The organism is Campylobacter estrildidarum (assembly GCF_005406205.1).
Lineage (GTDB): Bacteria > Campylobacterota > Campylobacteria > Campylobacterales > Campylobacteraceae > Campylobacter_D > Campylobacter_D estrildidarum.
On sequence record NZ_NXLZ01000002.1, the window covers coordinates 118,994 to 143,587 of the forward strand.

Consider the following 24,594-nt stretch of genomic DNA (forward strand, 5'->3'; position numbering starts at 1 on the left):
TAACAAAAACTTATTAAAGGAATCATTATGCTTTTGGGTGTAAATATCGATCATATTGCTATCTTAAGACAAGCAAGAATGGTTAATGATCCTGATCTTTTAGAGGCAGCGTTCATTGTGGCAAAATTTGGAGATCAAATCACTTTACATATAAGAGAAGATCGTCGCCACGCTCAAGATTTTGATTTAAAAAATCTTATTCATTTTTGCAAAAGTCCTATCAATTTAGAGTGTGCTATCAATGAAGAAATTTTAAATTTAGCCCTTAAGCTAAAGCCTTCACGCGTTACTTTAGTTCCAGAAAAAAGAGAGGAACTCACCACAGAAGGAGGCCTAAATTTAAACCACCCTGATCTAAAAAAAAGCATCCAAAGACTCAAAAATGAAAATATAGAAGTTTCTCTTTTTATTAATCCAAAACTAAATGATGTTGAAAAATCTTATGAATTAAATGCTGATTTTGTAGAACTTCATACCGGACTTTATGCAAATTTACACAATGCTCTTTTTACCAATATCTCTCATACAGCTTTTGCACTTAAAGAATTGCAGATAGATAGAAAAAAACTCCAAATACATTTAGAAGAAGAATTAGAAGAATTAAAACTTTGTGCTAAAAAAGGTGTAGAGCTTGGCTTAAAAGTCGCTGCCGGACATGGGCTTAATTATAAAAATGTTCAAGAAATAGCAAAAATTAATGAAATTTGTGAATTAAACATAGGACAAAGCATTATAGCAAGATCTGTGTTTGTAGGACTTAAAAAAGCTATTTTAGAAATGAAAGCTCTTGTTCAATGAAAACGAAAATTGCAATTAGTGTCGGCGATCTTAATGGGATAGGTCCTGAAATTTTAATACGTTCTCACGAAAGCTTATGTGAAATTTGCGAACCTTATTATTTTATCCATGAAAAATTATTATACCAAGTATTACAAATCTTAAATTTAAATATTTCAAATGCCCATATTGTTTATTTCAAAGATGATCAAGATTTTAATTTTAAATTGATTAAAAATCAAAATGGATTAAAAATTCACTGCTTTTCTTTACCTTTAGGTTTTAAAGTTGATGAAAATTTTACAATAAATCCTGGAATAATTGATGATAAAAGCGGGCTATACTCTTTTTTAAGTTTTAAAGCCGCAAGTTATTTTGTGTTTAAAAAATATGCCCACACTCTACTAACTCTACCCATACATAAAAAAGCTTGGGAATTGGCAAAAATAAATTATAAAGGACATACAGACGCTCTAAGGCATTTTTTTAAAAAAGATGCCATTATGATGTTAGGTTGCAATAAACTCTTTGTTGGATTATTTACCGAACACATCCCGTTAGCAAAAGTGAGTAAAAAAATCACTTTTAAAAAATTAAGTATTTTTTTAAAGAATTTTTACGAACAAACCCATTTTAAAAAAATAGGAATTTTAGGCTTTAATCCTCACGCTGGGGATTATGGGGTAATAGGTGGAAAAGAAGAAGAAATTATTATTAAAGCGATCAGTTTTATCAATGCTTATTTACAATCGAAAAAAGATAAAAAAATTTTCCATCAAGCTTTAAAGGATGAAAATTTGCAAAAAGAATTAATCCGAAATTTCAAAGAAAAAAAAATATACCTACCCTATCCTTTAGTTGCCGATACAGCTTTTACTAAAGCAAGCCTAAAAAATTGTAATCGCTTAGTGGCTATGTATCACGATCTTGCTTTAGCTCCTTTAAAAGCTTTATATTTTGAAAAAAGTATCAATGTGAGCTTAAATTTACCTATTATTCGTGTAAGTGTTGATCACGGAACCGCATTTGATAAGGCTTATAAAAATATGAAAATTAATATGCAAAGCTATCTTGAAGCCGCAAAATTTAGCATACAACATTATAGAAAACTCAATTAAGAAAATATAATGCAAAATCATAAAAAAGCTTTATTTGCTTTAGCCCTAAGTGCTTTTTGTATGGGTGTTACTGAATTCGTTATGGCAGGAGTTTTGATTGATGTGCAGCATTATTTTCAAATTGATGCAAAAACTGCTGGTTATCTCACAACTTTATATGCAATAGGCGTTGTTATAGGTGCTCCTATTATTAGCATTATTTTAAGTCATTTTTACAGACATACCCAACTTTTAATTAATCTTGGAGTTTTTGCTTTAGCTAATTTAATAATCTTTTTCAGTAACAATTTTTATCTCACAGCTCTAGCTCGTTTTATTGCAGGAACTCAACACGGCGTATTTTTTGTCATTGCTACACTTGCAATTTCCACTATTGTTCCAAATGAAAAAAAATCAAGTGCTTTAGCCATCATGGTAACAGGACTTACCGTTGCCCTTGTTACAGGCGTTCCTTTAGGAACTTTTGTGGGGCATTATTTTGGTTTTAAATTTATCTTTTTGCTTATATTTTGTATCACAATGTTTGCTTTTGCTGGAGTTTGGCATATGATGCCTAAAAATTTAATTCCAAATCCTACAAGTCTTAAAAACCTTGCTCCAGCATTCTCTCACCGCAATTTGCTTAAAACCTACACTATTACTCTTTGTAGTTGTGGGGCACAATTTGTTCTTTATACTTATTTGCAAAAATTACTTGTCGATGTCAGTGGTTTTAAAATACAAAGCACAGCTTATATCTTACTTTTATATGGAATATGTGCGATTTGTGGAAATTTATGGGGTGGAAAAATGGTTGATAAAAAGGGTGCAATTTTTTCATTAAGATTAATTTTAAGCATACAAATTTTAGTGTTTTTGAGTTTTTTACTGACTATGCATATTCAAGTTTTAATTATCCTAAATATAGCCTTAATGGGATTTTTCTCTTTTTCAACTATACCGGCTTTAAAAATGCTAAGCATTACAAAAGCCAAACGACATACTTATAAGATCATAGATAGTACTATTAGTGTTAATGAAGCAGCTTTTAACGTTGGTATAGCCTTAGCAAGTTTTATAGGAGGCTTTGTTTTGGCAAATATAGGTATAGAATTTAACGCACTTTTTTCATCGCTTTTTGTATTACCCGCATTGATTTTCTCACTTATGTTTGCAAAAGATAAAATAAACTTTGAACATTTTAAAAAAATTAAAAAATAAAAGTGGAACGAAAATTGCTTTTTTGTTTTAAAAATCAAACAAAGGAAATGCAATGACTATAGAAAATCAAAAAACATCTAACTTTACTTTTAGTTCAAGTACTAAAATTAAAGAAAAAACATCTTCAGTAGATGAATTTCAAGCTAATCTAAATGAAGTGAAGAACAAAGAAAAAAAAGAAGATAAAGAAAAATCAAATTCAAGCGAATTAAACAATAAAGATTTAGATCTTGGAGCAATTAGAGAAGATTTTAGATCTTATGCATGGCAAAAAATGAGAGAGGATCAATACAAAAAAAATGAAGAAACTTTACTCAACAAACTTTTTGCAACTATAGATGCGGGAAATGTCGCGAGTAAAAATATTTAAATATGAAAATAAATTCAAATTATACAAGCGAGAATTATTACAATTCTCGCAAAAATTCCAAAATTTATAACTTTTTTTTAAAAAGTTTTATTTAAAACTTCGCTTAAAGAGATAAAGAATTTGTTAAATCTAAAATGAAATAATAATTTAATTTTTCAATAATTTTTGTTATAATTTTCCAAAAATAAAGGAAAATTATGATTTTCATTGATGCTTGTTTTAAAAAATCAACGCCTTACACTCCTATTTGGATGATGCGTCAAGCTGGACGCTATTTGCCCGAATATATGCAAGTTCGCAAACAAGCTGGAGATTTTCTTTCCTTATGTAAAGATTATAAAAAAGCATCTGAAGTAAGCTTACAACCCGTAGAAATTTTAGGCGTAGATGCAGCAATCATTTTTTCGGATATTTTGGTTGTTCCTCTTGAAATGGGAATGCATTTACGTTTTGAAAAAGGAGAAGGACCTGTATTTAAAGATCCGATTTCTAGCATAGAGGATCTAAAAAAACTAGATACTCAAAACGCTCATAAAAAATTAAATTATGTTTATGACGCCTTAAAACTTACTCGAGAAAAACTTCCAAAAGATAAAGCACTTATAGGATTTTGTGGAAGCCCTTGGACTATAGCCACTTATATGATAGAAGGTGGCGGAAGTAAAAACTATGCAAAATGCAAAAAAATGCTTTATCAAAACCCAGAACTTTTACATTTGATTTTATCAAGTCTTACAGAAGTTTTAAAACTATATCTAGAAGAACAAATTAAAGCAGGAGCTAATGCTATTCAAATTTTTGATAGCTGGGCAAGTGCTTTAGAATGCAATGAATTTTTTAATTTCTCTTTTAATTATATGCTTGAAATTTCTAATTTTATAAAAAACAAATATCCTAATATACCTGTCATTTTATTTCCTAAAGGAATCAGTGGTTATTTGGATAAAATTAAAGGAAATTTCGATGTTTTTGGAGTTGATTGGAGCACTCCTTTAGAATTAGCACGTGATAAATTATCACACAAATATACTCTTCAAGGCAATATGGAACCTTGTAGATTATACGATAAAAACTCCATCAAAGAAAGCGTAGATCAAATTTTACAAATTATGAAAAATAAAGCACATATTTTCAATTTAGGACACGGAATTTTACCGGATATCCCTGTTGAAAATGCTAAATATTTTATCAAGCTTGTTCAAGAAAGTTCGGCTAAGTGAAAATTGTTTTTGGACCTGTAAGCTCTAGACGCTTTGGAAGATCTTTAGGGGTGGATTTAAGCCCAAGCAAAAAACAATGCAATTTTGATTGCATCTATTGCGAACTTGAAGCTAAAAAAGCACAAGAGAAACAAGATGAAATCGTAGAAGTTACACAAATCATTTCGGAAGTTCAAACGATTATTGATAAAGGAATTAAATTTGATTTTCTTACACTAACCGCTAATGGCGAACCAAGTCTTTACCCTCATTTGGATGAATTAATCAAATCTTTACGCCAAATTGCTAAAAATAAAAAACTTCTTATCTTAAGCAATGGTACAGCCGTACTTGATCAAAATAAATTTCAAAGTTTGTTAAAACTTGATGTAGTTAAATTCAGTTTAGATAGTGTTATTTCTAAAACTTTTTATCGCATTGATAGAGCTTTAAAAAACATTGATTTAGAATTAATGATTCAAAAAATGGCAGAATTTAAAACAAAATTTCAAGGCGATCTTATTATGGAAATTTTGGTGGTTAAAGATCTAAATGATAATGAAGAAGAATTTATAGCTCTTAATAAAGCTTTAGCTAAAATATCTCCAACAAGAATAGATCTAAGTAGCATCGATCGACCTCCAGCTTACGCAGTCAAACCAATAGATGAAAAAAAACTTCACGAACTTTCAAAATTAATCACTTGTGCACCCGTTTTTCTAGCAAGAAGAAACTATAAAGAACAAAAACTTGAATTAAATAAAGAAGAATTGCTAAAATTCCTTCATTTAAGAGCACAAAGTGAAATTGATGTAGAACATACTTTTAGCGAAAAATCTAAAATTCTTTTACAAGAATTAATCCAAAAAAATGAAGTAAAAATCATTAATCTTGCGGGTGTCCAATTTTACAAAGCTTAATACAGAGTAATATTTAAAAATTTTGATAAATTTACTAAAAGGAGAAACCCAAATAACTAACGAAAAAATCATCTCTTATGAAGAATTTAAAGCTAATCCTATGCTTAAATGGTTTTTTGATACAGAAATCAAGCATAGTGTTAAAGATAGGTATTATCAAGAATGGCAAGAATTTATCAACAAAGAAGGTATTGTGGTTTGCATCATAAGAGATCCTAAAGGTGAGGATATTCTTAAGTTGGATCCATTGTTTGGCAGAGTAGCAATGCTAGATGTATTATTTCGTAATGATTGGTGTTATGATTATGAATTTTTTGAATTTGTTTTACAATTTGTCAAAGATCAAAGATGGTTGAATTTTTTACTTGCGTGCAATACAATTGGTTGGAATGATGATGAACTCGATTTAGAAAAAACAAAAAAATTATCAAGCTTTTAACAGATAAAGGAGTTAATATCAATGCTTACTTTTATGATAGTGATGGAGAATATAAATCTTTAATCTTTCAAACTTGTCCTCTAGATTCCGCTAGTAAAATAGAAAGAGCCAATAAATTAGAACTTTTATCTTTTTTATTGGAACTAGGAGCAGATCCTAATCTTAAAAACTCAGAGGGTGAAAATTTTTTACACAAGCTTCTTGTTTTTGAAGAGCAAAAATTTGCCAATGCCTTAATTGATAGTGGTAAACAATGAAATTACAGATAAAGGAGCGATTTCTTATGGAGAAAGTGCTTTGATAGCAGCGGTAAGAAATTGCTATTCTAGCACAGTTAAAAAACTCATTGAAGCAGGAGCTAATGTCAATGTTTTTGATAATTTTGGAGATTCAGCTCTTGATCTTATAGGCAATAAAAGTGAAACCATAAAAAAATACCTTCTTAAAGCAGGAGCTAAAAGTTCTTTAGAGCTTTTAGGTAGTAAAGAAAAACTTGAAGAATTTGAAAATGAAATGCGAAGCAAAGGAAAAATACAAGATAAAATACAAAAAGAACACGAAAAACAACTTGAGGAAAATTATCTTGCTATCTTAGAAAAAACTCCTTTAGTTTTTCATAGAAACATAGAAGTTATCAAGGCATAAAATGATCACTATACATACAGGAGAGATTGAATTAATGCTATGTGATAAGGAATTAAAATATAAAAACTATGGTTATAGCAGTGCTTTAAACAAAACACGCTCTAGTTACTTAAATATCTTGAGTTTTTGAGCCATAGTTTTACCTACAAGGGCGCAAAGCTCATCAAAGTTTGCCTTATAAATAGATTCAAAATTTCCATAATAAGCTAAAAGTTTCTGTATAGAACCAGCACTTAAACCCAATTTGATAAGCTTAGAGCTTTCCAAATCTTGTTTTTTCTTTGTTTTCTGATGAAAACTTATAGCAAAACGATGGGCTTCATCTCTTAGTTTTTGCAAAAATTGCAATTTTTTATCATCTACATTTAAAGAAAATTCACCTTTTAAAGAATGAATTTTATCTTTAGCACCTCCTTTGGCTCTGTGTGCTTTTGCATCGATTTTCTCTTTAGAAATAGCTAAAATATCTATATTTGCACCACTACTTAGAACAATATCTTTTGCTAGTTCTAGTAAAGTTTTTCCACCATCTATAAGCCATAAATCAGGCGGAGTATTGTCTTGAAAATCTAAAGCCCTACGCGTTAAAACTTCACGCATTTGATCATAATCATTTTTATATTTAAGATGGAATTTTCTATATAAATTTTTATCCCATACTCCAAATTTATAAACTACCATAGCTCCAACATTTGCAACTCCTTGTAAATGAGAGTTATCGAAAATTTCAATATGATTTGGAAAATTTTCAAGCTCAAAATAATCTTGAATTTCTTTTTGTATTTTAAAGTTGCTATCTTTTTGTTCTTTTTCTATATTTAAAAGTGCATTTTCAAAAGCAAGATCACAAATTTTTCTTTTTTCTCCTATTTTTGGCATTTTAATATTGATTTTTTTCTCAAAACGCTTACTTAAAATTTCCTCTAAAAGCTCTCTATCATCAAATTCTTCATAAATATAAATAGTATGGGCAACTAAAGGGGTATCGGTGCTAAAATTCTCTAAAATGAGTTGTTTATAAATTTCATTTTTTTCAAAATTTAGAGTATTCTTTAAAAACGTCGTTTTAGAATTTACACTGATAATCTTTCCATTTTGCACCACAAAACGAATAGTCGAAAGTATGGAATCTTTAAAAACAATAGCAAAGATCTCAAAATCTTCTAATTTAGCAATATCGATTTGAATTTTTACCTCTAAATCTTTAATAGTGTTAATTTGATCTCTTACCTTAGCTGCCTCTTCATAATTTTCATTTTGAGCTAGACTAAGCATTTGTTTTTCTAAATTTTTAATTAAAATACTAGGATTTAAAAGTGCATTAACAGCATTATTTAAAATTTTTTTATATTCTTCTTGGCTTACTCTATTATCGCAAGGCGCTAAACAACGATGGATTTGATAAAAAATGCAAGGGCTTTTGCAATTTGCTTTTTGCTTCAAAGGATAATACAAATAAAGGGCGTTTAAAAGCTCTTTAGCTCCTTTAAAAAAGGGGCCAAAATATCTAATTTTAGTTTTTTTTATAAGTTTTCTTGTAGTTTGAAAACGTGGAAAATCTTCATTAAAATCTATATAAATATAAGGATAAGTTTTATCATCTCTTAAGAGTATATTGTATTTTGGATGCAATTGTTTGATAAAAGAATTTTCTAAAATCAAAGCATCTGCCTCTGAATTAGTCGTAATAAATTCTAAATGTGCAGTTTCTTCTATCATTTTTTGTATCCTTAAAGAATTTCTACTATTTGCACATAATCTAGGATGAAAAGTAAAATAACTTCTAACTCTATTTTTTAAATTTTTAGCCTTGCCCACATATAAAAGTTTTCCATTTTGATCAAAATACTGATATACTCCTGATTTTTGGGGTAAAGTTCGGAGTTCTTTTTCTAAAATATTTTTGGATGATTTTTCAAGCATTTTTTATAATTTGCCTTAATTCTTCAAATTTATGTGCTAACACTTTATTTTCTAAAGTATTTTTAAAACAGCCCAAACTTAATTCTATGTATGGATTTTTTTTGATATTTTCTTCATTTTTAACACTAAAGCTATATTTTTGCGTCATCACTCTGATATCTTTTATGTTTGAAAAACCACTTAAAGGATACACTTGGGCGTATTTTTTTATGAGAATTTTAATATAAATTTTGCTATTATCATGATTTAATTCTTGAAAGCCTGCAGGATGTGAAGTAATAATATTTAAAATATCATTTTTTATATAAATCCTAGCTATTAAACGTTGCTTTGCGGGTGGTAAAGAATTTAAAAAATCCTTACAAAAAAACAAGGTTTTTAAAGGTTTATAATGAGATTTACTCATCAAATCATTAACAATAGCACTAACATTTTTAATCGTTTTTTGATTTTGAATTTTTACCATAAAATAATTTTATCATTTTTTTTCTTAATTTTTTTGTGCTCTTGTGGATATAAAGGCGATCCACAATACACGACTTATGAACAAAATGGCTCTATAAAAAGCATTAAAAAATATGAACAACTCAATAGGTGGTGATATAATGAAAAAAGCAGATATTTTAGTTTTAGATTTTGGCTCTCAATACACACAATTAATCGCTAGAAGATTAAGAGAACAAGGGGTTTATGCGGAAATTTTACCCTTTAATGTAAGCTTAGCTGATATTAAGGCAAAAGAACCTAAAGGCATTATATTAAGCGGCGGCCCAGCAAGTGTTTATGCAAGAGATGCTTATTTTTGCGACAAAGGCGTTTTTGATTTAGGTTTGCCTATTCTTGGAATTTGTTATGGTATGCAACTGATGGCGCATCATTTTAGTGCTAGTGTTGCTCCAGCAGGACATAAAGAATATGGAAAAGCAACCATAGAAATTCAAAAAGATAGCGCATTGTTTAAAAATTTACCTAAAAAACAAACTGTGTGGATGAGTCATTCTGATAAAGTAGAAAATTTACCTCAAGGCTTTGAAGTTTTAGCAACGAGTGAAAATAGTCCTTTTTGTGTCTTTGCTAATGAAGAAAAGAAATTCTTTGCTTTGCAATTTCACCCAGAAGTTCAGCACAGCGAATTTGGTAAAAATATTTTGAAAAATTTTGCTAAATACGCCTGCAATTGCGAAAGTGTTTGGAATATGGGCTCTTTTGCTAAAACTCAAACAGAAAAAATTCGTGAAGAAGTTGGAAATGATAAAGTTTTATGTGCTGTGAGTGGCGGGGTTGATAGTAGCGTTGTGGCAGCGCTTTTATCAAGTGCAATTAAAAAACAAGTAATTGTTGTTTTTGTAGATAATGGCTTGTTGCGTGCTAATGAACGTGAGCAAGTAGAATTTATGTTTAAAAACACACTAAAAACAGATCTTATAAGCATTGATGCGAGTGAAATTTTTCTAAGTCGCTTAGCTGGAGTGATCGATCCTGAACAAAAAAGAAAAATCATAGGAAACACCTTTATAGAAGTTTTTGAACAAGAAGCAAAAAAGCATAGCGACGTTAAATATCTCGCCCAAGGCACTCTTTATACTGATATTATTGAAAGTTCAGTTATCGGTGCTAGTAAGACTATTAAAAGTCATCACAATGTCGGAGGTTTGCCTGAAAAAATGAATCTAAAACTCATCGAACCTTTAAAAGAAATCTTTAAAGATGAAGTAAGGGCTTTAGGTTTGGAACTAGGCTTAAGTAAAGAAGTTGTTTATCGTCATCCTTTTCCTGGACCTGGTCTTGCTATACGTATTATGGGTGAAGTTAATCGTCCTAGTTTAGAATTACTCAGACAAGCAGATGTTATTTTACTTGAAGAATTAAAAAGCACAGGTTGGTATGATAAAACATGGCAAGCATTTTGTGTACTCTTAAATGTAAAAAGCGTCGGTGTTATGGGGGATAATCGCACTTACGATAATGCCGTTTGTGTACGCATTGTAGATGCGAGCGATGGAATGACTGCAACCTTTTCTCATTTACCTTATGAAATTTTAGAAAATATCAGTCGTCGTATTATCAATGAAGTAAAAGGGATCAATCGCGTAGTATATGATATATCGAGCAAACCGCCTGCAACAATTGAGTGGGAATGATTATTTTTTACAATAATACACTACAGCTGGTGGAACGTTTTGCCAAACTATTTTTGAAATTTTTACTTCGCTAAAAAGTTTAAAAATTTTTGAACGAAAAGCTTTACTAGATGGACTTGGAAGTATATAAGCAAAGGTTGTAAAATATCCACCTTTGGACAAATTTCTATAAATCACATTTAAAAGTTTCTCTTGCTCATCATCTTTAAGTAAAGCCCAAGGAATTCCAGAGACTACAATATCAACATTTTGCATATCCCTTTCGTATAAAAAATGCTCTAAATTTTCAGCATTTCCTATTTGCAAATCTAAATTTTCATATTTTTTAGAAAGTTTTTTTGCCATTTTATCATTGATTTCTACAGCAAAAAATTTAGCATCTTTATGTTTTTTCTTAAGTATAGTTTCTGTAAATGCTCCCGTTCCTGGTCCTATTTCAACTATATTTCTAACACTTTCTAAACCTATATTTTGCGTTATTACCTTTCTTAACTTTTTAGAACTAGGACATAAGGCACCTACTTGTTTAGGATTTTTTAAATAATAATAAAAAAACATAATTACCCTTAAAAAATAAAATATCCTAAAAAATAATTATAAAAAAATAGAATGAAATTAATGTGAAATTTAATAATAAAAATCTTAAATCTATTATTAAAATTTTATAAAAATAAAGTTAAAATTATGTTTTACAACACTTCAAGGATGAAATATGCACGGGAAAATAGCTATTTATATGGATTCTACCGGACGAGGAACTGTTACAAATTCGGCAAATACTTTTTTTGATTTTAATCGTCAAATTTGGAATGATAAGAAGAGTATGCCAACCGTTGGAATGCTAGTAGAGTTCAGAACTCTTTCTGTAGAAACAAAAAACGAGGATGGAAGTCAGGCTCCTGTTAGTAAAACTATTACTGGAATAAAGCCTTCTAAATTTCAAGAATTTAAAGAAGGAGATTTTATCACAGAAAATGATTTTTGGAAAACAGATAATGATGATGAATTAGAAGATTTGCAAAATTCAAGAAGAAGTGCTTATGTTGCAGAACTTTATAGAACTATAGATTTTGATTCTATAGAAAAAATACCCTTATCTCTTACTATTCCTCAAGCCATACAAAAATATTTTGCCCATGAAATTTTATCTGTGGAAACTTTACAATCTAATTTAGAAGATGAAAAAGATATTCCATGCGTTTTAGATTATGTTATTGTTAAAAGATTTTTATTTAAGGCCTATGATACTTTAATTTTTATGGATAATAGTATTGATCAAACTCAATTTAATGCCTTAAAAAGTATTATGATGCACTTAGAAAATTCATATAAACAAATAATTGCGGATCGTAAACCTAATATAGCTAAAATTTTTAACGAAACTTTTTTATCTTTGCAATGTCACTACCAAGCCCTTTTAGCAACTATAGACACGAGAAAAAATAGACTCGCTTCTATTGAAGCACAAATGAAAACTTTACAATCTGAAATCAATCTTAAGTCTAATGCAGCCAATGCGGATCCAGAAAAAATTAAAGCCAAGCAAGAAAAACTAGAAAAACTACAAAAAGAAACAGAAAATTATAAAACTACTCTTAAAAGGCTTGGGGCTTTACAAGAAGATTTTTATAAGAAAAACTACAATATTTTTGAAAATGCTTTCAAACTTTCACGGGAAAAACTTTTTAAAAAAATTGTAACAGGACTTAATTTATGTGCAACCATTATGGATACTAAAATTTGGCATTTATCCTTAAAATCTTCAGGTGTTAAGAATTCTTATTTTACAATGAGCAATATAGAAAATTCTTTTTGCTCCCTTTCATTTGCAGAACATTATTTAAGTAGGTTAAACAAATCCGCTCTAAATCCTTTTGATCAGAAACTCTCTGTTTATATTCAAAAAATCGCTAAGGATCAAAGAAGAAAATTTTTAGTTGTAACTTCTGATTTGGATTTGCTTTGTAAATTGAAAATTGAAAATTTCTCTCAAAATCCATATTATATTGTAAAATACGCTCCTAAAAAAGTTAATTATCAATCTTTAATGCGTGATAATACTTTTGATATAGTATATATTGACGAAAAGCATGTTTGGGAAAGTGTAGCAGATATAATCTTACAAGGAAAACATTTTGATAAAACGGGAAAAACCAAATTTAAACTCATTTAAAACATAGAATTTTAAGCTAAATAAGGCTATAATTACTCGCCTAAGCGGTGCGTATATTTAAAGTGATCCAACACATTTTTATTTACTGTGATGTGCGATTTACCGTGTCTGTGGCGTCGTTTGAATTTCGAAAGAAGTGAGAAGTTGCAGCCTTTAAAAATTGCCTAGCGGTTTTATTGACTTTTTGGGGTCAACTTTCACAAACGGCTGCTTGGGTTTATGAGGAGAATAAATGAAAATAATGATTTTAGGTAGCGGTGCTCGCGAATATTCTATAGCCTTAGCCTTAAAAAAAGTAAATGAGAATTTAAAATTCTATTTTTCACCTGGAAATGGTGCTACTCAAAATCTTGGAATCAATATAAATCTTAAAAAGCCTTTAGAATTAGCAAAATACGCAAAAGAAAATGAAATCGATCTTTGTATAGTGGGTAGTGAAAATTTTTTAGCCGAAGGGATTGTAGATATTTTTAAACAACACAATCTTTCTATATTTGGACCAAGCAAAGCCGCAGCTATGCTTGAAACTTCAAAATCCTTTATGAAAAATTTTCTTCAAAAATATAATATTAAAACGGCTAAATTTTTAAATACTAATAATCTAGAAAAAGCCAAAGAATTTATTTTAAATTTAACACCGCCTATAGTCGTAAAAGCAGATGGATTGTGTGCTGGAAAAGGTGTGATTATCGCACAAACCCACAATCAAGCTGTGGAAGCAGCCTCTAAAATGCTTAGTGGAGAAAGTTTTGGAGATGCAGGAAAATTTATAGTTGTAGAAGAATTTTTAGATGGCTTCGAACTAAGTATTTTTGCTGTGTGTGATGGAGATGATTTTGTATTATTGCCCGCAGCACAAGATCATAAAAAACTCCTAGATCAAGATAAAGGACCAAATACTGGTGGTATGGGAGCTTATGCGCCCAGCTCTTTAGCAAATGAAACTCTGCTTGAAAAAATCAAAAAAGACATTATCATCCCTACTTTATCTGGAATGAAAAAAGAAGGCAGTGAATTTAGTGGAGTCTTATTTATAGGAATTATGGTTGTAAATCAAGAACCTTATGTTTTAGAATTTAATGTGCGTTTTGGAGATCCAGAATGCGAAGTTTTAATGCCTTTAATTGAAAATCCTTTAGAGCTTATTTTAGCAGCCACTCAAAAACGCTTAAAAAATATAAAAATTAATATAAAAAGAGCTTATGCCGTAGGAGTTGTTTGCGCTAGTGAAAATTACCCTTATAAAAGCTCTGAAAAAACAGAAATTTCTATAAAAAATATTCCAGAAAACACGCATATTTCTTATGCTGGAGTTAGCTTAGATAATGGTAAATTAATGGCTGATGGGGGACGTGTATTAGTATGTGTTGGTGTAGGTAAAGACATAAAAGAGGCTCAAAAAAAAGCTTATGAGCTTTGTGAAAATGTTCAATTTAAAGGAAAACAATTTAGAAAAGATATTGCTTATCAGGTTGCTCCATGAAAGAAGATTTAATAACTCGTTTAGAACGTGAAAATTTAAGCATTGCTAGTTTTGGAAAAAGAATATTAGCTTATTTTATAGATAATTTTATACTTTCCTTAATCGTTTGTGTAATTTTTTATGATCAATTGCTTCAAACAAAAAATTTATTAGAAACAACTCAAATATTAGGTAATTTTTATTTAGGCTTTATTTTGCTTCATTTTACATATCAAGCAATTTTTACTTATTTATATGGGGCAAGTCTCGGAAAAATAGCGTGCAAAATTATCATTTTAGATGAAGATCTTCTAGATAAACCAAATTTAATGCAAAGCTGCATAAGATCAGCTACTAGGCAATTGAGCGATATGGCATTTATGTTAGGTTTTGCTTGGGCTTTAGGTAATGATTTGCGTAAAACATGGGAAGATTATTTATCAAGGACGATAGTAGTTAATGTGGCATAAAATTCTACTATCTTTATTTTTCACAAGTATTTTTTTAAATGCAACTCAAGTTGATATTTATGCGCTTGATGCAAAAAAAGAAGGGGATATTCTTACCGCAAACAATGACGTTATTGTATTTTCAGATTTTTATTTTATTACCGCAAATAGGGCAATATATAATCAAAAAAGCGGAGATATAGAGCTTTTCGGTGATGTCAATATCTTAAGAGGGCAAAATGAGCGCTCACACTCAAATTATGCAAAAATAAACTTAAATTCCAATGAAGCATATTTTAATAATTTTTTCTTTTCTAATAACAATTTAGAAGTTTGGTTTCAAAGTAAAAAAAGTTATTTAAATGACAACTTTTTCGAAAGTAAAATTTCTGCCGTTTCTAGTTGCAATGTTGAAGATCCAGATTGGGAAATCCGATTTTCTAAAGGTTGGCTTAATAGAAAAAATAATTTTGTTCATTTATATAATGCAAGATTATATGTCAAAAATTTTCCAATATTTTATCTTCCTTATTTTGGATTTAGCGCAGATACACATCGACAAAGCGGACTTTTAGTCCCTAAATTTTTTTTAAAAAGGAATGAAGGTTTTTATTATGAACAACCTATTTATATAGCAACCGATGAAAATTGGGATTTGCAATTAAACCCCCAAATTAGAACTGATAGAGGTTTTGGACTTTATTCTACTTTGAGATTTGTAGATTCTCTTTATTCTACGGGCGAATTAAATTTTGGTGGTTTTAAAGAAAAATCTTCTTATTATTATAAAGAAAATTTAAAAAATAAAATTCACTCTGGAATTGAATTAAAATATGCTAGAAATAATTTAATGAAGGCTTTATTGGGAGATAATGTCCAAGAAGGCTTATGGATAGATGCAACTTATCTTAACGATATAGATTATCTCAATCTTAGCTCAAATAATACTTATGATCTTGCTTCATTAGTCACCTCTAAGATTAATTATTTTTTAGCAGATGAAAATAATTATTATGGAGCTTACGCAAAATATTACATCGATACATCTAAATTAAGTAATAAAACAACCTTGCAAGAATATCCGAGTTTTCAATATCACCGATTTTTAAATAATCTATTTGATGAACGCTTACGTTATTCTTTTGACGCAACTTTTCATAATTTTTATCGCCCTGTTGATCCTTATGCAAATCAAATTAATTTAGAACTCCCTATTTCCTATCATAATACTTTTTTTGAAGATTTATTGCATTTTACCTTTACAGAAAGCTTATTTGCTTCTTTTATAAATTATTCTAAAATTCCAGAAAAAAAGCATGAGTATTATTTTCAAAATACCCATAGCTTTAATTTTTATACTGATCTTTCTAAGAATTATGGTGATTTTTTTCACACCTTGAACTTTGGCTTAGAATATTTATTTATTGGGGCAAAATCTGGAAGCATTAGTGAAAATTATCTTGAAGAATCTGCTCAAAAAGATGATCAAATCAATTTTTATACAGTCCAATATTTTTACAATGAACTAGGTCAAAAAAAATTAAAGCATAAATTTAACCTTGAGTATTTAAACAAAAAGCAACATTTTGATGAGTTAAAAAATTTATTGACTTATTATTACAATGACTATATTAATTTTAACAATGAAACATTTTATTCTTATGAGAAACAAAAATTTACAAATGTAATCAATCAAATCGAATTTAGCACCAATTTTGATTTTAACTGGAATTTTTCACATGCCTATCAAAATAATGAATATGGCAAATACAATTTTATAGGAACACGCGCAAATTATATTGTCACGCCAAATTATAATCTATTTGGAGGAATTTGGCTAGATACTCAAAGAGCACATGCAAATATGTGGGAATTGGGTTATACTTTTCAGCGTAAATGCTGGAATTATTCTTTAATGTATAGAGAAAGAATTGATCCACAGCTCACAAGTGCTGGGATCACCGCTAAAAATCAAAGTGGGGTTTATTTTGTATTTAATTTTTATCCAATAGGTGGGATCAAATACGATTTTTCACTAGCTGAAACTGAAAGTAAAATTTAAAGGAAGGATACTTTGCTTAATATTTTTAAAAATCTAACTAATTTAATATCTGGAAAAAAAGGACAAACTATGCAATACGAAATTCAAATTAACAAAAATATAGAAATTTTTGATATAGATAAAGTGGCAAGACAAGCTTCAGGTGCTGTTCTGATGAGACAAGGAAAAAGCGTTATTTTGGCAACTGTTGCAAGAGAAGAAAAGCCAGTTGAAGAAGACTTTCTACCTTTAACTGTACAATATATAGAAAAAGCTTATGCTGCAGGTAAAATTCCAGGGGGTTATGTCAAAAGAGAAACTAAACCAACCGATGCTGAAACCCTTACAGCTAGAATTATAGATAGATCTTTACGTCCGCTCTTTCCAAAGGGGTATGCTTATCCTACTCAAATCGTTGTCATAGTTCTTTCAGTAGATTCTCAAACAGATTTACAAGTAATGAGTCTAAATGCAGCCAGTGTAGCTCTTTATTTAAGCGATATTCCTATAAAAGCTCCAGTTTGCGGTGTCCGTATAGGGCGTATAGATGATAACTTTATCTTAAATCCTAGCAATGAAGAACTCAAAAAAAGCACTTTAGATCTTTATGTTTCTGGAGTGAAAGATGAACTTTTAATGATAGAAATGAGAGCTTTACCTAGTGATGAATTTGCAATGATAAAAACTGATCGAACACCTATACCAGAAAATCAAATTATGAATGAGTTAAGCGAAGATGAGACTTTAGAAGCCTTAAGTATAGCTCAAAAAGCCATTTTAGAAGGATCGGGTATTTATGAAAAAACTTTCATAAAACACAAAAAAAATAATCCTATAGAATTAAAAGATGAAATTGAATATCCAGAAATTTTCACTTTTTTGGAAAATAATTTTTATAACGATATTAAGCAAGCTATTAATCAAATGGCAAAAAGTGAGAGAGCTAGCGAATTAAATAAAATCGCTAAAGAAATTATGAAACTAGAAATCGCTAAAGAATGGGATGAAGAAAGCATACTCAACACTTTAAATAAGGTTAAACGCACTATTGTACGATCTCAAATCCTAAATGAAGGAAAAAGGGCAGATGGTAGAGGATTAAAAGAAGTAAGACCTATTAGCATAGAAACAAATATACTCCCTAATGCTCACGGATCTTGTCTTTTTACACGTGGTCAAACTCAAGCTTTGGTAGTGGCAACTTTGGGTGGGGATAATGATGCTCAAATGATAGATTTACTCAATGAAAAAAATCCTATAAGCGAACGCTTTATGGTTAATTACAATTTTCCAGGTTTTTCAGTCGGTGAAGCTAGTCCGATTAAAGCACCAAGTAGAAGAGAGTTAGGGCATGGAAATTTAGGAAAAAGAGCTTTATATCCAAGTGTGCCACAAGATTATCCTTATGTTATTCGTTTAGTCAGTGAAATTCTAGAAAGCAATGGATCAAGTTCTATGGCTACAGTTTGTGGTGGATCTTTAGCCTTACGTGCTGCTGGAGTTCCTAGCTTAGATCTTATTGCTGGGGTTGCAATGGGTTTAATTTTTGAAAATGATCAATTTGCAGTTTTAACCGATATTATGGGACTTGAAGATCACGACGGAGATATGGATTTTAAAGTTGCTGGAAACAAAAATGGTATCACTGCCTTGCAAATGGATATCAAACTTGGCGGAATCGATCAAGAAAAGCTAAAAATCGCTCTTTATCAAGCCAAAGAAGGAAGATTGCATATTTTAGATATTATGGAAAAAGCAGCAAAAGAAATTGTTGTCAATGAAGAAATATTACCTAAAATAGAACTATTTAGTATTGAACCATCTAAAATCGTTGATATTATAGGTCAAGGGGGTAAAACCATCAAAGAAATTATAGAGAAATTTAATGTATCCATTGATCTTGACCGAGATAAAGGTGAGGTAAAAATTTCAGGCTGCGATAATGAACAAATTATGGCTGCTAAAAATTACATTATCAATATCACAACATCTCACAAGTCTCATAAAAAATCATTCAAGGAAAAGAAAATATCAGATTTTGAAATTGGTCAAGAATTTGAGGGAGTGGTTAAAAAAATCACTCAATTTGGAGCCTTTGTAGAACTTAAAGATGATATAGATGGCTTGATACATCATTCTAAAATCAAACATTTAAATATTAAAGAGCAAGATATTTTAAGAGTAAAAGTAAGTGAAATTAAAAATGGAAAAATTTCTGTGGATTTATGTGAATGAGTGAGTTTATCACTCATCCTTTAAAACCTTTTTTTGATAAAAATTCTAAAATTTTAATCCTAGGATCTTTTCCTTCAATCCAATCTAGAAAAGATGGTTTTTATTATCAACATCCAAGAAATAGGTTTTGGCCTATTTTTGAAATTTTATTCTCTGTAAAATTATCAAACATTAAAGAACAAAAAAAATTTCTAAAAAATCAAAAAATAGCCCTTTGGGATATACTTCAAAGTTGTAAAATAAAAAATTCCGATGATAAAACCATAAGTTATGCTAAGGCTAATGATTTAAATATTATTTTTAATCATGCCAAAATAGAACACATCTTTACCACAGGACAAAGTGCTTATCGCTTTTTTAAAAAATTTTATCCTGATTTAGATGTTATCGCTCTACCATCAACTTCTCCAGCAAATTTGAATTTTTCCCTTGATCGACTCTTATGTGAATATAGTAAAATTAAAAATTTTTCACAAAACTAAAAAAGCTTTTTTCTAAATCATAAACCCATGTTTGAAAAAATATATTTTTTTTCAAATACTAAAAAAATTAAAGCATTGATTATAAAAACAAAGCATACAAAAGCAAAAACAAATTCTATCTTAAAATAAGCTGCTATAATTCCTCCTCCAAAGGCTCCACAAAAATTGCCTAAAAATTGACAAGTTTGATTTAAGCCAAATACAACACTCAAATTCTTTGCATCAACGCTTTTTTTAAGTAAAGCATTAACACAAGGTAAAAGACCGCCAAGTCCCACTCCTATGAGTAAGCGAACAATAATTAGCATATAAACATTTGTGGTCAAAGACTGCAAATAAAAGCAAATTCCGCAAAACAATAAAGAAACAAAAATAATTTTACTAGGCCCTATTTTATCTGCAAATTTTCCTATTTTTGGTGCAAAAAAAAGGTTACTAATTCCACTTGAGGCTACAACAATCCCAGACCAAAGGGCTAAATTTCCATATTGATGAATTTGTTCTACAAAAATACTTAAAATTGGCATCACCCCAAAAGTTCCAAATTGAATTACAAAAGTTGTCGCAAAAAGAACTATAATAAGAATTTTATTTTCTTTTTTCTTATCAGTGTATTGCTGAACTTCTTTATTTTTTTTATCTTCGTGAATAAAAAAATAAATTGTCACAAAAGAACAAGCTATTAAAAACGCTACAAAATCAAATACAGTACTAATTTTAAAAAATTCTGCTACAAATCCACCAAATAAAGGACCAATTAAACTACCACTTACTGAGGCTGTAGAAAGAGTTCCTAAAGCGTAAGCTACTCTTTCTTTGGGTGCAATTACTGCTATAAAAACAACAGCCGCTGAAGTGAAACCAGAAACTATACCTGTTAAAGCACGAATTAAAACAACTTCAGTTGCACTATGAGCAAAGCTAAGCCATAAGGTTAAAATTGACATTCCTAAACTAGCACGAAGTAACATATTTTTATAGCCATATTTTGCACCCAAAAAAGCCCAAATAGGTGAAAAAATAGCCATTCCAAGAGGAGTAACTCCAAATGCAAGTCCAGAATAAAATGCAATTTCATTTAAATTAACATGCCCTAATTCTTTTATATATAAAGGCAAAATAGGAGCAATTTGACTAAGTCCCATACTTGTAGTAAAAACTCCAAACCAGCATATCCATAAAGTTTTATTGAATTTTTCCATAATTTTATTGTATGATACTTTTTATAATTTTTGATTAAAAAGTTAAGGAAATGCTGTGAAAAAAATAACCTTTGTATGTTTAGGAAATATATGTCGTTCCCCTATGGCTGAATTTGTAATGAAAGATTTGATTAAAAAGAAAAATTTACAAAATAAATTTATCATTACAAGTGCAGGAACTTCTGGAGAACATGACGGAGAAGGAATGCATTTTGGTACAAAAAATAAACTCACAAATCTGAATATAGAACATCAAAATTTCGTAAGTAAAAAACTCACTCAAAAACTTTGCGACGAAAGTGATTTCATAATCACTATGGATAATTCTAATTTTAACAATGTCTTAAAAAATTTTAAAAATACCCAAAATAAACTTTTAAAAATGACAGATTTTGCCTCTGAGCTAGGATATAATGAAGTTCCAGATCCTTGGTATAGTGGAAATTTTGATGAAACTTATAAAATCATTTCTTTAGCTTGCAACAATCTTTTAGACTATATTCTTAAAGAATCTAAAACTATTTAAAACCTTTAAAAGCATACCTTTGCAACATAGAAACATTACCTAAAATACCTCCTTGATGTATATAAAGCAAAGGTTTTTCCCATTTTCTTTGTAAAACAATGTTTAAACCTATCATATCATAAAGCAAATCAAATTCTATATTACATTCTTGTTTTAACTCTTTATAAAGTTGATAAATTTCTCTGTAAGGTTTTCCAAAATGATATTTTTTATTGCTTTTTAAAATTTCTAAATTTGAAAAATCATAATCTTGTATTAATTCTAAAATTTGCTTTTTTAAATAACTTTCATCGCCTATGCAAGAACAAGTAAAAATTTTAAATTTAGAATGTTTAGCTAAAAAAGCAGCAGAAGTTCCAGTTCCAGATGGTAAAAAAATATCAAATTCTAAATTTAAATCAATACTTTGTTCTTTAATTTCATTTGCTAATTCTTTATAACCCAATTCCGCGTTTAAATTTGCTATACCTTGTTCAATAAAAATATCCTCTTTATTGCATAAAGAAAGTGCATATTTTTTCAGGTTAATATTATTAGTTTCTATAATTTCAACTTTATTTTTTAAGGCTAAAGCATAATTTCCACAAGGATTTTCTTTTAAGAAATTTGGAATTTTTCTACAAACAAAAATTAATTTGATGTTTCTTTTCAAACAAAAAATACTAAGCGTAGCCAATGCATTACTTTGAATACCACCATAACTGATAAAACGTTGATTTTTAGAATAAACTTGAGAAAAATAAAAAGCAAGCTTTCTAGCTTTATTGCCATTAATTTCTCCTAACAAATCATCACGTTTTATATAAAATTCAAATCCCTTAAAACAAATCTTATCTATGGTAGATTGTAACATTTATAAAATTTAATGGAATTCAAAAAAATTTTCCACATCTTTTAAAGCATTATCATTCTTAATGCTAAATTTTATTTCTATACGACGACTTTTATTTTTATCTTCTATACCATTTACAAGTATTGGATCAGAAAAAGAACGTCCGCTAGCCATCAAAAGCTTTTGAAGTCTCACATCTTTATAGAAACTATAAATGAAATTCATAACCTCATAAGCTCTCTTTTGAGATAAATCCAAATTATAAATATAAGATCCATCACTATCGGTGTGACCTTCGATAACAATATTTTCAATATTTGATAAAATTTTAGGATCATTCATTATTGCATCAAAATATTCACTTAAAATTTTTCTCAAACTTGCTTTTGCTTCATTTTTTAAGACATAAGAATCTTTATCAAACAAAACTTCAGCAGGTAAAGAAATAGCACCTGTTTTATCGTCTATAGTTATATTGCTATCAAGCTTTCCTTGAAGCTCTTGGCTTAAATTTTGACGAATTAAACCCAAACTTTGAACTTTCTTTTTAGCTTCTTCAAAATTATCTTGTAGATCTTTCAATTCTTTATCTTTTTTTTCGAGCTGTCCAAGTAAAATAAGAATTTGTTTATCTTTGCTATCAAGAGTTAAATTAAGATCTTTACTTAATTGCTTATAGTTAGTTATATTTGCCTCAAGTTCTGCTTTTTGTAAGTTTGCAAGATTTAGAGCACTTGAAGCATTGCTTAAATCAGAACTTAGTTTAAAAACTATTGCTTCTTTATTTTTTAATTCTTCTTTACTTTCTTGCAAGCGCGCCTCTTGTTTATTAAGATTATCTTTAATCTCTCTTAAATCGCTTTGCGTTAAAACATATTTAACCACAATAGCACCGATAAGTAAAATAAAAACAAAAAGCAAACCTGCCATTAAATCAGCATAAGCTATCCAAAAATTATTATCTTCTTTAAAATCATTTTTCATGATTTATTTTCTTCATTTGTTTTTTCTAATTCTAATTCTTTTTCTGACTCATCTTTTCTCACAAGTTCTAATTGTTTTATATTTTCATTTTCTTCAACATTGGTTTCTTGCTCTTCTATCTCTTTGCCAATTTTTTTCATCATCTTATTAGTTTCTTCATTTAAGTCTTTAATTTCCTGTTTTAAATCATCCATCATTTTAATTTTCGCATCGATATTTTTTTCTTCTTCATAAACTTCTTTAAATTTATGCATTCCTTCAAAAAGACTCGCTTTAAAACCTTCAAATATCTTTTCTTGATTCTCAAGCATTGCCTTTTCGTAAAGTTCAAAATTTTGACCAAAACGCTCTACTTCCTCACTAAAGGCATTTAAGGTCTTATCAAAATGTTGAATTTTTTCATTGCTAATATCCAGTAAACGATTATATTGCTCTGACATACGCGTATTAACTTCTTTTAAGCTTTGATTTAACACGCCTATACCATTTAACATTTCGCCATACATTTTACCAAGATCGCGATGATCCCTTTGAGCTCTACTTAATTCTCCCATAGTTTGCTTTATATGTTCTCCGCTTAATCTTATAGCCTTTTCTTCAACATTAAGCATATCTTGAAACATCTGAAATTTCCTATCAATTGCATGGTCAAGCTCTGCAAAAAAATCTTGATTGCTTACCTGCTTAAAAATTGCACCAATTTTTTCAAAATGCTGCAAACTTTCGCTTAAATATCTTTGATCGAGCTCCTCTTTTGTCCAAAAAAAACCACTTGTAGAATTTTTCTGACGATTTAGCAAACGCTCTATCTTACTCTTACCAAATTTTTCAAAAAAAATCCACCAAAGAGCAAGAAAAATACCATAAATTGAAACATAAAACGCAGTTGCAACCCCGTTCAATAAATTTGCAATTTCTTGTTCTAAAGCTACTGTATTGCTAGAGCTAAAATTTGGCATAGAAATTGCAATACTAACAAAGGTTCCTAAAATCCCCATCATAGGAAAAATAGATGAACCAATACTAGCAAAATTTTCATTTCTTGTTTCTTTAATATAACTATAAGCAAAATCATCAAAATTAGCATTAGATTTTGTATCTTTTCCTATTGCAAGAAAGTGTTTCATGATATATCTTTTTAGAGCTTGTTTAAATTCATCTTTTTGTTGCTCAAAAATACTATAAGCATATTCAGAATTATGGCGTGCAAAAATAAGTGCGGTAAAAAAAATAATACCTGTCATAATCACAGTATGTAACTCAACTTCAAAATTTATAATATGAAAATAACCTAGCAAAATCAAAACATAAAGCAAAGCTGGGATAAAAATAATTTTTAAATAAACTAAATAGCCTTTTCTTTCCTTACTCTCTGGCAAAATAAGTTCTGCAATTTCTTCTGATTTTACTTCCATATGAACAATTTCCTAGATAAAAATTTCACTTTAAAAATTATTAACAAAAATAATCTTTAAA

25 protein-coding genes are annotated in these 24,594 nt (G+C 29.2%); 18 read left to right on the top strand and 7 right to left on the bottom strand.

Features of this window, described 5'->3' with window-relative positions; translation table 11 throughout:
* Positions 1 to 27 precede the first annotated feature (27 nt).
* From CQA69_RS01820 to CQA69_RS09265, 10 genes are all read left to right on the top strand, one after another.
* Positions 28 to 798, top strand: coding sequence for a pyridoxine 5'-phosphate synthase (locus tag CQA69_RS01820; protein WP_137620138.1), 771 nt, complete (start codon positions 28 to 30; stop codon positions 796 to 798).
* Positions 795 to 1,895 (top strand): 4-hydroxythreonine-4-phosphate dehydrogenase, encoded by a 1,101-nt coding sequence (pdxA, locus tag CQA69_RS01825; protein ID WP_137620139.1) that lies wholly within the window; start codon positions 795 to 797, stop codon positions 1,893 to 1,895. Before CQA69_RS01820 ends, pdxA begins: the two co-directional genes overlap by 4 nt.
* A gap of 9 nt (positions 1,896 to 1,904) precedes the next feature.
* Complete coding sequence (locus tag CQA69_RS01830; protein ID WP_137620140.1) at positions 1,905 to 3,095, top strand: MFS transporter; 1,191 nt, start codon at positions 1,905 to 1,907, stop codon at positions 3,093 to 3,095.
* 52 nt (positions 3,096 to 3,147) lie between these two features.
* Complete coding sequence (gene ciaC, locus CQA69_RS01835) at positions 3,148 to 3,465, top strand: invasion antigen CiaC (RefSeq protein WP_137620141.1); 318 nt, start codon at positions 3,148 to 3,150, stop codon at positions 3,463 to 3,465.
* 197 nt (positions 3,466 to 3,662) lie between these two features.
* Positions 3,663 to 4,685: a uroporphyrinogen decarboxylase gene (hemE, locus tag CQA69_RS01840; RefSeq protein ID WP_137620142.1), complete on the top strand. Its 1,023-nt coding sequence runs from the start codon at positions 3,663 to 3,665 to the stop codon at positions 4,683 to 4,685.
* A complete protein-coding gene (locus CQA69_RS01845; RefSeq protein WP_137620143.1) occupies positions 4,682 to 5,584 on the top strand; it encodes a radical SAM protein in 903 nt (300 codons plus the stop codon). The genes hemE and CQA69_RS01845 overlap by 4 nt, the downstream gene beginning before the upstream one ends.
* A 100-nt stretch (positions 5,585 to 5,684) precedes the next feature.
* On the top strand, positions 5,685 to 6,023 hold the full coding sequence (locus CQA69_RS09115) for a hypothetical protein (RefSeq protein ID WP_246023101.1): 339 nt from the start codon (positions 5,685 to 5,687) through the stop codon (positions 6,021 to 6,023).
* Positions 6,024 to 6,121: 98 nt separating this feature from the next.
* A complete protein-coding gene (locus CQA69_RS09295; RefSeq protein ID WP_342773379.1) occupies positions 6,122 to 6,280 on the top strand; it encodes an ankyrin repeat domain-containing protein in 159 nt (52 codons plus the stop codon).
* Positions 6,267 to 6,668 (top strand): hypothetical protein, encoded by a 402-nt coding sequence (locus CQA69_RS09120; protein ID WP_342773380.1) that lies wholly within the window; start codon positions 6,267 to 6,269, stop codon positions 6,666 to 6,668. Before CQA69_RS09295 ends, CQA69_RS09120 begins: the two co-directional genes overlap by 14 nt.
* Position 6,669: 1 nt before the next feature.
* On the top strand, positions 6,670 to 6,798 hold the full coding sequence (locus CQA69_RS09265) for a hypothetical protein (RefSeq protein WP_281275558.1): 129 nt from the start codon (positions 6,670 to 6,672) through the stop codon (positions 6,796 to 6,798).
* Here the strand turns inward: CQA69_RS09265 and uvrC are convergent.
* Together uvrC and CQA69_RS01860 are read right to left on the bottom strand one after the other, a co-directional pair.
* Positions 6,774 to 8,591 carry an excinuclease ABC subunit UvrC gene (gene uvrC, locus CQA69_RS01855; protein ID WP_137620144.1) on the bottom strand — a complete coding sequence of 606 codons (1,818 nt, stop codon included), beginning with the start codon at positions 8,589 to 8,591 and terminating at the stop codon, positions 6,774 to 6,776. The genes CQA69_RS09265 and uvrC overlap by 25 nt on opposite strands.
* Entirely contained in the window at positions 8,584 to 9,057 is a 474-nt protein-coding gene (locus CQA69_RS01860; protein WP_137620145.1) for a hypothetical protein, read from the bottom strand. Before CQA69_RS01860 ends, uvrC begins: the two co-directional genes overlap by 8 nt.
* Positions 9,058 to 9,196: 139 nt before the next feature.
* Here CQA69_RS01860 and guaA point away from each other — a divergent pair, with 139 nt between their 5' ends.
* Positions 9,197 to 10,732, top strand: a complete 1,536-nt coding sequence (gene guaA / locus CQA69_RS01865) for a glutamine-hydrolyzing GMP synthase (protein WP_137620146.1) — start codon at positions 9,197 to 9,199, stop codon at positions 10,730 to 10,732.
* On the opposite strand, the gene CQA69_RS01870 is transcribed toward guaA, so the two are convergent.
* Positions 10,733 to 11,290, bottom strand: a complete 558-nt coding sequence (locus tag CQA69_RS01870; RefSeq protein ID WP_137620147.1) for a class I SAM-dependent methyltransferase — start codon at positions 11,288 to 11,290, stop codon at positions 10,733 to 10,735.
* A 154-nt stretch (positions 11,291 to 11,444) separates the two neighbouring features.
* Here CQA69_RS01870 and CQA69_RS01875 point away from each other — a divergent pair, with 154 nt between their 5' ends.
* The 6 genes from CQA69_RS01875 (at position 11,445) to CQA69_RS01900 (ending at position 19,574) form a co-directional block, all read left to right on the top strand.
* Positions 11,445 to 12,905, top strand: a complete 1,461-nt coding sequence (locus CQA69_RS01875) for a hypothetical protein (RefSeq protein ID WP_137620148.1) — start codon at positions 11,445 to 11,447, stop codon at positions 12,903 to 12,905.
* Positions 12,906 to 13,137: 232 nt separating this feature from the next.
* Positions 13,138 to 14,388 carry a phosphoribosylamine--glycine ligase gene (purD, locus tag CQA69_RS01880; protein WP_137620149.1) on the top strand — a complete coding sequence of 417 codons (1,251 nt, stop codon included), beginning with the start codon at positions 13,138 to 13,140 and terminating at the stop codon, positions 14,386 to 14,388.
* On the top strand, positions 14,385 to 14,837 hold the full coding sequence (locus CQA69_RS01885; protein ID WP_137620150.1) for an RDD family protein: 453 nt from the start codon (positions 14,385 to 14,387) through the stop codon (positions 14,835 to 14,837). The genes purD and CQA69_RS01885 overlap by 4 nt, the downstream gene beginning before the upstream one ends.
* Positions 14,827 to 16,878: an LPS-assembly protein LptD gene (locus CQA69_RS01890; RefSeq protein WP_137620151.1), complete on the top strand. Its 2,052-nt coding sequence runs from the start codon at positions 14,827 to 14,829 to the stop codon at positions 16,876 to 16,878. Before CQA69_RS01885 ends, CQA69_RS01890 begins: the two co-directional genes overlap by 11 nt.
* A 69-nt stretch (positions 16,879 to 16,947) precedes the next feature.
* A complete protein-coding gene (locus CQA69_RS01895) occupies positions 16,948 to 19,092 on the top strand; it encodes a polyribonucleotide nucleotidyltransferase (protein WP_137620181.1) in 2,145 nt (714 codons plus the stop codon).
* Positions 19,089 to 19,574 (top strand): DNA-deoxyinosine glycosylase, encoded by a 486-nt coding sequence (locus CQA69_RS01900; RefSeq protein ID WP_137620152.1) that lies wholly within the window; start codon positions 19,089 to 19,091, stop codon positions 19,572 to 19,574. The genes CQA69_RS01895 and CQA69_RS01900 overlap by 4 nt, the downstream gene beginning before the upstream one ends.
* Before the next feature lie 17 nt (positions 19,575 to 19,591).
* On the opposite strand, the gene CQA69_RS01905 is transcribed toward CQA69_RS01900, so the two are convergent.
* Positions 19,592 to 20,776 (bottom strand): MFS transporter, encoded by a 1,185-nt coding sequence (locus CQA69_RS01905; RefSeq protein ID WP_137620153.1) that lies wholly within the window; start codon positions 20,774 to 20,776, stop codon positions 19,592 to 19,594.
* Positions 20,777 to 20,831: 55 nt separating this feature from the next.
* On the opposite strand from CQA69_RS01905, the gene CQA69_RS01910 reads away from it, so the two are divergent.
* On the top strand, positions 20,832 to 21,302 hold the full coding sequence (locus CQA69_RS01910; protein ID WP_137620154.1) for a low molecular weight protein-tyrosine-phosphatase: 471 nt from the start codon (positions 20,832 to 20,834) through the stop codon (positions 21,300 to 21,302).
* Here the strand turns inward: CQA69_RS01910 and CQA69_RS01915 are convergent.
* From CQA69_RS01915 to CQA69_RS01925, 3 genes are read right to left on the bottom strand one after another with little or no spacing between them, the layout of a single operon-like run.
* Positions 21,295 to 22,155, bottom strand: coding sequence for a 1-aminocyclopropane-1-carboxylate deaminase/D-cysteine desulfhydrase (locus CQA69_RS01915; RefSeq protein WP_137620155.1), 861 nt, complete (start codon positions 22,153 to 22,155; stop codon positions 21,295 to 21,297). The two genes, CQA69_RS01910 and CQA69_RS01915, sit on opposite strands and share 8 nt — an antisense overlap.
* A gap of 9 nt (positions 22,156 to 22,164) precedes the next feature.
* Complete coding sequence (locus CQA69_RS01920) at positions 22,165 to 23,118, bottom strand: OmpA family protein (RefSeq protein ID WP_137620156.1); 954 nt, start codon at positions 23,116 to 23,118, stop codon at positions 22,165 to 22,167.
* A complete protein-coding gene (locus CQA69_RS01925; RefSeq protein WP_137620157.1) occupies positions 23,115 to 24,533 on the bottom strand; it encodes a MotA/TolQ/ExbB proton channel family protein in 1,419 nt (472 codons plus the stop codon). Before CQA69_RS01925 ends, CQA69_RS01920 begins: the two co-directional genes overlap by 4 nt.
* Positions 24,534 to 24,594: the final 61 nt, after the last annotated feature.